The 9,844-nt window shown below is 55.8% G+C and carries 9 protein-coding genes and 2 pseudogenes; 8 read left to right on the forward strand and 3 right to left on the reverse strand.

Annotation, left to right across the window (positions count from 1 at the left end; genetic code table 11):
• Positions 1–211: hypothetical protein (locus AB1E34_RS25700; RefSeq protein ID WP_372575147.1), on the forward strand; the 211-nt coding region annotated here is incomplete at its 5' end.
• Here AB1E34_RS25700 and AB1E34_RS25705 read toward each other — a convergent pair.
• Positions 141–380: pseudogene (locus AB1E34_RS25705) on the reverse strand (IS6 family transposase); the annotation flags it as partial. The gene AB1E34_RS25700 and the pseudogene AB1E34_RS25705 overlap by 71 nt on opposite strands.
• Before the next feature lie 601 nt (positions 381–981).
• Between AB1E34_RS25705 and AB1E34_RS25710 the strand changes: the two are divergent.
• The 7 genes from AB1E34_RS25710 to AB1E34_RS25740 are packed head-to-tail and all read left to right on the forward strand — an operon-like array spanning position 982 to position 8,453.
• The gene (locus tag AB1E34_RS25710; protein WP_372575139.1) at positions 982–2,103 is read left to right on the forward strand and encodes an aromatic ring-hydroxylating oxygenase subunit alpha; all 1,122 of its coding nucleotides are present in this window, start codon (positions 982–984) and stop codon (positions 2,101–2,103) included.
• The gene (gene betC / locus AB1E34_RS25715) at positions 2,100–3,635 is read left to right on the forward strand and encodes a choline-sulfatase (RefSeq protein ID WP_372575140.1); all 1,536 of its coding nucleotides are present in this window, start codon (positions 2,100–2,102) and stop codon (positions 3,633–3,635) included. Before AB1E34_RS25710 ends, betC begins: the two co-directional genes overlap by 4 nt.
• Positions 3,635–4,426, forward strand: coding sequence for an SDR family NAD(P)-dependent oxidoreductase (locus AB1E34_RS25720; RefSeq protein WP_372575146.1), 792 nt, complete (start codon positions 3,635–3,637; stop codon positions 4,424–4,426). The genes betC and AB1E34_RS25720 overlap by 1 nt, the downstream gene beginning before the upstream one ends.
• Entirely contained in the window at positions 4,426–5,358 is a 933-nt protein-coding gene (gene kce, locus AB1E34_RS25725) for a 3,5-dioxohexanoate:acetyl-CoA acetone transferase (protein ID WP_372575141.1), read from the forward strand. The genes AB1E34_RS25720 and kce overlap by 1 nt, the downstream gene beginning before the upstream one ends.
• 10 nt (positions 5,359–5,368) lie before the next feature.
• Positions 5,369–6,787 carry an aminobutyraldehyde dehydrogenase gene (locus tag AB1E34_RS25730; protein ID WP_372575142.1) on the forward strand — a complete coding sequence of 473 codons (1,419 nt, stop codon included), beginning with the start codon at positions 5,369–5,371 and terminating at the stop codon, positions 6,785–6,787.
• Entirely contained in the window at positions 6,787–7,521 is a 735-nt protein-coding gene (locus tag AB1E34_RS25735) for an SDR family NAD(P)-dependent oxidoreductase (protein ID WP_372575143.1), read from the forward strand. Before AB1E34_RS25730 ends, AB1E34_RS25735 begins: the two co-directional genes overlap by 1 nt.
• On the forward strand, positions 7,521–8,453 hold the full coding sequence (locus AB1E34_RS25740; RefSeq protein WP_372575144.1) for a 3-hydroxyacyl-CoA dehydrogenase NAD-binding domain-containing protein: 933 nt from the start codon (positions 7,521–7,523) through the stop codon (positions 8,451–8,453). The genes AB1E34_RS25735 and AB1E34_RS25740 overlap by 1 nt, the downstream gene beginning before the upstream one ends.
• On the opposite strand, the gene AB1E34_RS25745 is transcribed toward AB1E34_RS25740, so the two are convergent.
• Together AB1E34_RS25745 and AB1E34_RS25750 are read right to left on the reverse strand one after the other, a co-directional pair.
• The gene (locus tag AB1E34_RS25745) at positions 8,431–9,462 is read right to left on the reverse strand and encodes a GlxA family transcriptional regulator (RefSeq protein WP_372575145.1); all 1,032 of its coding nucleotides are present in this window, start codon (positions 9,460–9,462) and stop codon (positions 8,431–8,433) included. The two genes, AB1E34_RS25740 and AB1E34_RS25745, sit on opposite strands and share 23 nt — an antisense overlap.
• A 238-nt stretch (positions 9,463–9,700) precedes the next feature.
• Positions 9,701–9,844 (reverse strand): annotated as a pseudogene (locus AB1E34_RS25750) (IS5/IS1182 family transposase); the annotation flags it as partial.

Below are 9,844 nucleotides of genomic sequence, written 5' to 3' on the forward strand. Positions count from 1 at the left end.
CGGTGGCTCCATTCTCATCGCACATGCAAATCGACGTCTCTGCTTTCGATACGTCCAATCCGACAAAACACTGTTCCATTTTGCTCTCCTGTCATTGTTCCAGTGCCATCATGCACTGGCCAAGAGAGCTGTTGCTCGATTACTAGAGTTTCATCCATCCGCCAGGAACAGTCTGCGGGACGCTTTCTATACCGCGCTGCTTCAGCAATGAGGCCTGCATATCGGCTGACCCATCAATTAAGCGTTGCATGATCGACTGCGACACCGCGCTCGGCCATGATCTCTTCCATGTCGCGGTACGAGACACCAAAGCGAACGTAGAAATAGACCGCATAAACGATTACTGATTTAGGATAATGCGCGCCTTTGAAACTGATCAACTTCTAAACCCCGATGCAGGCTTCCGAAAACGCGCCGTTTGGACCAGGTTGACGCCAGACACAACGACAATCCGAAAGTTTGCGACACTACCATTCAAAGCTGTCTGACATCAGCACCTCTGGGCCTGATTGAAGGATTTGCATAACGGAAGGTTTCTGGCTCATCTGAACCGTTAAGGAGTGAAGATGAGACGGAAAGCTGGAACCGACAAACCGACGGCTGAACGGGTCGTCAAGGACATTCACCGCAAGACGCGCAGGATTGCAGCGATACGTCCAAACCTGCAAAATACTCCATTGGAATCTCCCGTTTTCACAGTTTCCCCGTGATCCTATCGAGAACTCGACCTCAGTTCAGGATCAGCCCAATTGCTCATGCTTTGGGTCGCAAGCAACAGTTTCCCAGAGCAACTCGATGCCGCGCAACGAATGAATGACTGCTCAATTCTCACAAGCGAAATCTCAGCCGGCACTGGTGAATTCTGTCTCGGACTTCATTTTCGGCCAACCGGCTCAATTCAAAAATATCAACTATATGACCGATTTTGCATAGCTGAAAACTTCGTTTGGAATACTCTTCCCCGATCTTGGGAGGACTCACATGACAATTTCCGATACGATTTCTCTTGGCTATGACCCCGATCCATCGCGTTCCAGTTCACTGCGAGCGGAGGCCTATACGGAAGAAAAGTGGTTTTATGCTGATCTCAAATCCATCCTCTCAAGAACGTGGCAGTGGGTGTGTCATGGCGAGAAAACACGTGAGCCGGGGTCTTATGTGACCGTCGAAATTGCCGGGCAACCAATAGCCGTTGTGCGCGATAAAGAGGGTTCGCTTCGCGCTTTCTACAATGTCTGCAAACACCGGGCGCATGAATTGCTTTCGGGCGACGGCAACACGACGCGGATCATGTGTCCGTACCATGCTTGGGTCTATAAGCTGGACGGGCGATTGGCCCGCGCGCCTCACACCGAGAACCTTGAAGGTTTTCGCACAGACGAGATTTGCCTCGACGCGGTGCAAGTGGAAGAGTTTTGTGGATTTGTATTCGTCAATCTGGATCCAAAGGCACACTCTTTGGCTCAGCAGTCTGGAAACTTGGAAACAGAAGTGCGCCACTGGGTACCGGATGTTGATCAACTTACCTTTGGGCATCGTTTGACCTACGACATCAAATCGAACTGGAAGAACGTCGTGGATAACTTCCTTGAGTGTTATCACTGCCCAACGGCCCATAAGGATTTCTGCGATCTTGTGGACATGGATACCTACAAGGTCACGACCTACGGCATCTATTCCAGTCACATGGCCGATGCGGGAAACAGCCCCAATGCCGCCTACGACGTGTCGAACGCCACGGTCAAAACCCATGCGGTGTGGTGGCTTTATCCGACGACTTGCTTGATGCGGTATCCGGGGCGCTCCAGCGTGATCGTACTCAACATTATCCCTGTTGGGCCGGACCGGACGTTGGAAACCTATGACTTTTTCCTCGAAACGCCTGAGCCGGACGCGATGGAACTGGATGCAATTCGCTATCTGGATGAGGTGCTGCAGGTCGAAGATATCAATCTTGTCGAGTCTGTGCAGCGCGGGATGAGCACGCCTGCCTTCACCCAAGGTCGGATCGTCAATGATCCGGACGGATCGGGTAAATCCGAACATGCGGTGCATCACTTTCATGGGCTGGTACTGGATGCCTATGCCAGGGGTGCAGCGTGACGCGGCCCAATATCCTTGTGATCATGGCGGACCAATTGGCCCCGCATTTCACGGGGGCTTACGGACATAAGGTTGCCAAGACGCCGCATCTGGATGCACTTTCTGCGCGCGGGATGCGCTTTGATGGGGCGTATTGCAATTCGCCGCTCTGCGCGCCGTCGCGCTTCGCGTTTATGTCGGGTCAACACATCTCTCGGATTGCGGCTTACGATAATGCCTCCGAGTTTAAGGCGTCAGTTCCGACCTTCGCGCACTATCTGAAATCGCTTGGCTATCGCACGTGCCTGTCAGGCAAGATGCACTTTGTTGGCCCTGATCAAATGCACGGCTTCGAAGACCGCGTCACGACCGATATTTACCCGTCGGATTTCGCATGGACACCAGACTGGGAAGCGCCCGACGAGCGGATCGACAAGTGGTATCACAACATGCGGACCGTCAAGGAAAGCGGTCTCGCGCATGCAACGTTCCAGATTGATTACGATGACGAGGTCGGCTTTGCCGCAAAGCGTTGGCTGTTCGATGCGGCACGTGACAAAGCGCTTGGGAATGATGCGCCCTTTGCGATGGTCGCGAGCTTTATCCATCCGCATGATCCATATGTCGCGCGGCCCGAATGGTGGAACCTCTATTCAGACGACGACATCGACATGCCGGCCTTTGTGCCTGCTTTGGAAGAACAGGACCCGTTCTCGCGCCGCCTCTTGGACGGGATCGAAGCAACTTATGTGCCGCTGACCGAAGAAGAGATCCGTAGCGCGCGACGCGCTTATCTGGCGAATGTCAGCTACTTTGACAGCAAGATCGGTGAGTTGGTTCAAACGCTCGAAGAGACGGGTGAGTTGGACAATACAATCGTGATTGTCACGGCAGATCACGGCGACATGCTGGGCGAGCGTGGGCTGTGGTACAAGATGAACTTCTTTGAACATTCCGCCCGCGTGCCGCTGGTCATGGCAGGGCCCGGCGTGGCGGTGGGGACAGCGCAAAACGCGGTGTCGCTCGTGGATTTGCTGCCGACTTTCATCGAGATTGCTGGCGGCGACGAAAGCATGGTGGGCGAGCCGATCGATGGTCGAAGCCTGATGCCTTTGGCGCGGGGCGAGGAAGATCCGGTTGACGAGGCCATTGGCGAATACTGCGCTGAAATGACGGGCTATCCCGTGATCATGATCCGGCGTGGCCCGTTGAAATACATTCATTGCGACAGTGATCCACCGCAGCTTTATGATCTGAGCGTTGATCCGTCGGAGACAAGAAATCTGGCATCTGATCCCGGCTACTCTGAGGCCGCTCAAGCCTTTGCCAGCGAAGTTGCTGCCCGGTGGGACGGAGAGGCGTTGCGCCGCAAGATCATCGCAACCCAGAAATCCCGCCGCGCGCTGCACGCCGCAATGGAAGCCGGTGCAAGCGCGCCTTGGGACTACAACCCCCCATCAGATGCAAGCCAGCAATATGTGCGCAACAATATGGATTGGACCATTGCCGCCAATCGCTACCGTTATCCCCCGTTGAAGGACCAAGACCAATGATGCTGAACGGAAAAATCGCGCTCGTCACAGGGGCAAGAGGTGGGATTGGACGTGCGATAGTGGCACGTTTCATCAAGGAGGGCGCGACAGTCTACGCTGCGGATCTCACGCCTGAAGGGTCGCTGGACATGCATGACGATGACGGCAGCCACTTTGTAAAGCTCGACGTCACACGGGAAGCGGACGCAATCGCAGCGATGGATCAGGTTCGCCGTGCTCATGGCAAGCTCGATATTTTGGTGAATGCAGCAGGGATCGAGATCGAAAAGACGGTCGAAGACACCACGCTGGAGGAATGGAACCAAAGCTTTGCAGTCAATTCCACGGGGACATTTCTCGCCTCAAAATATGCCATTCCATTGATGCGCGAAGCGGCGAAATCCGGCAGCAGCGCAAGCCTGATAAACTTTGGATCTTACGATGGGTTCATCGCTGATCCCGGCCTTGCTGCTTATTGTGCGACCAAGGGGGCGGTGCATGCGCTGACCCGCGCAATGGCCTGCGATCACGGCCCCGAGGGTATCCGCGTCAATGCGATCTGCCCCGGTTATATTGATACGCCGATGCTGCAGAGCTTCTTCAACGGTGACGGATCTGGCGGCGGCGGTGGCAACATCGGAACGCTTCAAAAAGCCGTCCGGGATGTGCATCCGATGCGCACCTACGGGACGCCGACGGACATTGCCAATCTGGTCAATTGGCTGGCCAGCGATGAGGCGCGCTATGCCTCTGGCCAGCTTTGGGTTCTGGACGGGGGGCTGTCCGCGCAAGTGCAACAGATGAAATTCTGATGCCGAAACCCGTCATCATCACCTGTGCCCCAACGGGCGGCATTCACACGCCTTCAATGTCGCCCCACTTGCCGATCACACCTGCCGAGATCGCAACAGCAAGCATTGAAGCGGCAGTGGCTGGCGCCTCGATCATTCATCTGCACGCAAGGCACCCCGAAACGGGCAAACCCGATCCTCGTCCTGAATTGTTCAAGCAGTTTCTGCCTGTGATCAAGCAATCCTGCGATGCGGTGGTCAATGTCTCAACCGGTGGCGGTTTGGGCATGTCGATGGACGAACGCCTGCTGGCTGCAACGTCAACGAGCCCAGAAATGGCCTCGCTCAACATGGGCAGCATGAACTTTGGCATTTTCCCGATGCTTCGAAAATACTCGGAATTTCAGCACGATTGGGAACGCCCCTTTCTTGAGATGACCGAGGACTTCATTTTTCCCAATACGTTCAAGACAATCCGTTATGCGATTGAGAAACTGGGGGGCGATCATGGCACCAAGTTTGAGTTCGAATGCTACGATCTGGGCCATCTCTACAACGTCAAATGGTTCGTGGATCAAGGGCTGATCAAACCGCCGTTTTTCATCCAGATGGTCTTTGGCATTTTGGGGGGCGTTGGTGCTGACCCCGATCACCTGACCCATATGCACAACACGGCGGACAAGCTTTTTGGCGCTGAAAACTATGAATGGTCCGTACTGGCAGCGGGACGGCATCAAATGCCGTTCGCGACACAAAGCGCGCTGCGCGGTGGTAATCTGCGTGTCGGGCTCGAAGACAGTCTCTTTATCGGCAAGGGAGAGCTTGCCACATCGAATGCCGAGCAAGTGACCCGCATTCGCACAATTATCGAAAATCTTGGCCTTTCAGTTGCCACGCCAGCAGAGGCACGCGTGCGCCTTGAACTCAAGGGCGGCGATCAGGTTGGGTTCTAGGGAGGACCACATGCAAACAAAGATGTTGATCAATGGCGAAATGGTTGAAGGGGACGACGCGCCAATCTCCGTCGTGAATCCAGCCACGGGCGAAGAGATTTGCAAGATCAATTCCGCGACCTCCGAACAGGCAAGTGCAGCGGCCGCAGGGGCCCACGAGGCCTTTGAGACTTTTGGTCAGACCAGCCCGACGGAGCGGTCCGAGCTCTTGATCAATCTTGCGGGCGTTCTGGAAGAAAATATCGAGGAACTGGCCGAGCTGGAAAGTCTGGATGCCGGAAAGCCCTGGCCCTCGGCGCTGGATGACGAAATGCCGTTGACGTTGGATACATTCAGGTTCTTTGCCGGTGCGGCCCGCACGATGTCGGCTGTTGCGGCGGGCGAATATGTGGCAGGTCACACCAGCATGATCCGCAAAGATCCCGTTGGACCGGTGGCCGCGATTGCGCCGTGGAACTATCCGCTGATGATGGCTGCCTGGAAACTGGCGGCGCCTTTGGCGGCCGGTTGCCCGGTCACGCTGAAACCTTCGCAACTAACGCCGCTTTCCACGCTGAAAGCCGCCGAGCTGATCGCGGGCGTTGCACCCAAAGGGGTGGTCAATGTGCTGCACGGACCGGGCCGTGAGATTGGCGAACAGATGATCAACGATCCACGGACCGAGGCGATCTCGATCACCGGCTCCAACGCGACAGGTTCTGCGGCGATGGCCGCGGCCTCTCGTCAAATTCGCCATGTGCATCTGGAACTGGGCGGCAAAGCCCCGGTCATTGTTTTTGACGATGCTGATATTGATGCGGTTGCTGAAACCGTGCGCTATGGTTCGTTCTTCAATGCTGGTCAGGACTGCGCACAGCCCTGCCGCCTGCTGGTGGCGGATACGGTCTATGACAAGGTCGTCGCTGCTGTTGTTGATCAGGTCAGCCAGATCAAAGTTGGGGCTCAAAAGGCCGAAGGAACTGAAATGGGGCCGATCATCTCTGCCGCGCAACGCAATACCGTAGCGGGGTTCGTCGATCGAGCACGCGATGACTGCGACGTTGTGTTGGGTGGCAATGTGATTGACGGACCGGGTTTCTTTTATGAGCCCACCGTACTGATCAATGTGGCGCATGACGCCGAGGTGTTTTGCAATGAAATCTTCGGTCCGGTCGTCACCATTTCGCGGTTCAGCAACGAAGCAGAGGCGCTGAAGGTTGCAAATGCAGGCCCGTTCGGATTGGCCTCATCCGTCTGGACCAACAATACAGGTCGCGCCATGCGGATGTCTTCGAAGTTGCGCTACGGCTTCACGTGGGTGAACACGCATGGCGTCGCCACACCTGAAATGCCTTGGGCTGCGATGAAAAGCTCTGGCACGGGTTGTGATATGTCCGTCTATGCCTTGGACGCTTATACCGCCGTGCGCCATGTGATGGTGGCACACTGATGCGCTTGGCTGGCAAACGCGCTTTCGTTACAGGCGGTAGGCAGGGCATTGGGCGTGCTATCGTTGAGGTCTTCATGGCCGAGGGTGCTGAAGTTATCACCTGTGGCCGGGGACCAAGACCGGATGGTTTAGGGGCTGATTGGATGTCTTTGGATGTGTCAGATGCTGCCGCCGTTGATGAAGCCGCGCAAGAGCTGCGTGCATTGGACATCGTCGTGAACAACGCTGGGGTTCAGGTTGAAAAGACCGTTGTGGACAGCTCTGATGCCGATTGGGATTTGGTTATCGGGGTGAATGCAAAGGGCGTTTTCAACGTCTGCCGGGCGCTTATTCCGCAAATGCGGGAGGGCGGCTCGATCATCAACATCGGGTCGATCTCGGGCAATGTCGCGGACCCGTCAATGGCGCTTTACAACGCCTCAAAGGCGTTTGTGCACGGGCTTACAAGGTCCATCGCCGTGGATCACGGACCGGCAATTCGCTGCAATGCGATCTGTCCGGGCTGGATCGAAACCGGCATGCTGGATGCCGGGTTTGAGCTTGCTCAAGACCCTCAGAAAGCGAAGACTGACGCATTGGCGCGCCACGCGGTCAAACGTTTTGGCAAACCTGCTGACATTGCGGCAATGGCTGTATGGCTGGCCTCTGATGATGCGTCTTTTGCCGCAGGCCAACTCTTCACCGTAGATGGCGGCATGACGGCGGCGTCGCCCCTTAATCCGGGGTTGTTCTGATGTCTGAGATTAAAAAAACCGCTGTACTTGGGGCTGGCGTGATCGGGGCAAGCTGGGCTGCGTTGTTTCTTGCTTCAGGCCGAAGCGTGACTGTCTTTGACCCCAACGAAAATGCTGAGACGGTCGTGCGCTCCTACGTTGAACAAGCCTGGCCTGCGTTGGAAGAATTGGCACTGACCGACCATGCAACCCCTGACGCACTCGCTTTTGCGGCGACCGCTGCCGAGGCCGTCAGGGATGCGCAATTCGTTCAGGAAAACGTGCCCGAGCGCTTGCCTATCAAACATGCAACCTACGCGGAGATTGAGTCCGCGCTGGCTGCAGGCGCAATCGTCTCCAGCTCGACATCGGGGCTTACGCTCGAAGCGCTGCAAGAAGGATGGCGCGATCCAACGCCGCTTATTCTTGGCCATCCATTCAACCCGCCACATCTGATCCCACTGGTGGAACTGACAGTCAACGAGGCCACCGGATCAGATGTTCTGAACCGAACGGAGGCGTTCTATGAAGGCATCGGCAAGGTCACCATCCGCATCAAGAAAGGCATGCCGGGGCATGTCGCCAACCGCTTGCAAGCCGCAGTTTGGCGCGAGGCCGTTCATATGGCCGTCGAAGGCGTTGCCAGCGTCGAGGACATAGACAAGGCGATGTGGGCCGGACCGGGATTGCGATGGGCCGCGATGGGGCCGACGACCCTGTTTCATTTGGGCGCGGGAGCAGGTGGCTTGCAGGCTTTTTGTGATCACTTCAAAGACACGTTCAACGGCTGGTGGGACGATCTGGGGGATCCACGCCTTGATGATGATGTGATCAAAAAATTGGTCGATGGCGTGAACTCACAGACGCAGGAGCAAAGCACTCAAGAGATCGCGGCGCAACGCGATGAGATGCTGACAGCGATACAAAAGGCTACGAAACACCTTCGGACTTGATGTCGGGCTTGTACATCGGCCAGGCCCTAAACTCGAACGGCACACGACCTTCAATGCGATCAGCCGTGGGCGTCAAGCTAAACCGATTGCGATACGCCCGGCTGAAATGCACTTGGCCGTTGAACCCCGACGCCTCTGCAATCTCGCTGAATTTCAGCTCTGTCTGCGTCACAAGACCGCGCGCACGATCGAGGCGGATATCGCGGTAGTACCCGACAGGTGACTTATGAACATACTGCCGGAACAATCGGGACAGTTGCCGCTGCGAAACGCCCAATCGTTGCGCTATTTCGGGGATCGTCAACGTGGTCTCCAAATGCGCTTCCATAAGGTCGATCGCGTCCCGGACGACCCCAGATGTGACGTACCCAAGCGGCTCTATGTCCTTGGGGTTTTGTGACTGACCTTCCCCACGCACATCATGGTGAAACAGATACCGTGCCGAGGCGTTTGCGATGCTTTCGCCCGCGACAGAATGCACAAATCGCAAACCAAGATCGGTTGCCGCTGATCCTCCACAACATGTGAAGACCTTGCCTTCGGTCACAAACATGTTCTCAGACACCGTCGTGTCTTGTGCAATTTCGGCGAAGGCGTCGATGTGCTCATAATGGACCGTCGCAGTTTTGCCCTTGAGCAATCCGGCCTGCGCGAGAACAATCGCGCCCGTGTCCATTCCGCCCACGATCGCTCCGTTTGCTTCCCATATTCGAAGAGCCGCCTTGAAACGACGTGTCCCGTGGCGTTCAGGCGTCCAACTTGTACTTACCAGTACAAGCCAAGACTTGCTCCGGCTCACCTGCGCCAATGGGACAGTTTCAACGACCAGACCACTGCTGGATTCGATGCGACCACCTAGTTCCGAGACATAGGTCCACGAGAACCGCACAGATCCTGACAGGTAATTCGCAACTCTGAACGGATCGACAAAAGACGTCGTCGCAGAAACGTTGAAATGCGGGCTTACCAAGACAACGATGTCTAACGTGTGATCAATTGAGTTCGCCATGGCTGATTTTGTAAAGTACGGTCCAAAATTATCAACTTGATTTCGCTGATTGCTTTCGTTTGTCGAGTTTTGCGTTTCACAACTAACACCTTGTAGCGGCCTGCAAGCGGTCGTGCGATAGACTAAAGTTCACACTTGTCCGCAGACTGTGAATTCGGCTACAGCTTGATTTTGCGGTAGCAGGGGCTTTGTTACACAAATCGGGGTGTGAACGGACTGCCCCTTTCCCCGGACGGAGTTATCCTACCGGTTCCGTGACGGGTATGCCAAGAGCGGTGTAGCGGTTGAGCACCGCGATCCGGATCTGGAGCTCAGCGACTTGTCGGTCGAAGTCTCGGGCCATGAGGCCTTGGCCAAGGAGTTTGACGCAGTGCATTTTTGT

The organism is Ruegeria jejuensis (assembly GCF_041537905.1).
Lineage (GTDB): Bacteria > Pseudomonadota > Alphaproteobacteria > Rhodobacterales > Rhodobacteraceae > Ruegeria_C.

Coding starts and splice junctions, on each gene's coding strand:
- kce (WP_372575141.1), top strand. CDS start 4,426: ATGCCGAAACCCGTCATCATCACCTGTGCCCCAACGGGCGGCATTCAC.
- AB1E34_RS25740 (WP_372575144.1), top strand. CDS start 7,521: ATGTCTGAGATTAAAAAAACCGCTGTACTTGGGGCTGGCGTGATCGGG.
- AB1E34_RS25745 (WP_372575145.1), bottom strand. CDS start 9,462: ATGGCGAACTCAATTGATCACACGTTAGACATCGTTGTCTTGGTAAGC.
- AB1E34_RS25730 (WP_372575142.1), top strand. CDS start 5,369: ATGCAAACAAAGATGTTGATCAATGGCGAAATGGTTGAAGGGGACGAC.
- AB1E34_RS25710 (WP_372575139.1), top strand. CDS start 982: ATGACAATTTCCGATACGATTTCTCTTGGCTATGACCCCGATCCATCG.
- AB1E34_RS25720 (WP_372575146.1), top strand. CDS start 3,635: ATGCTGAACGGAAAAATCGCGCTCGTCACAGGGGCAAGAGGTGGGATT.
- AB1E34_RS25735 (WP_372575143.1), top strand. CDS start 6,787: ATGCGCTTGGCTGGCAAACGCGCTTTCGTTACAGGCGGTAGGCAGGGC.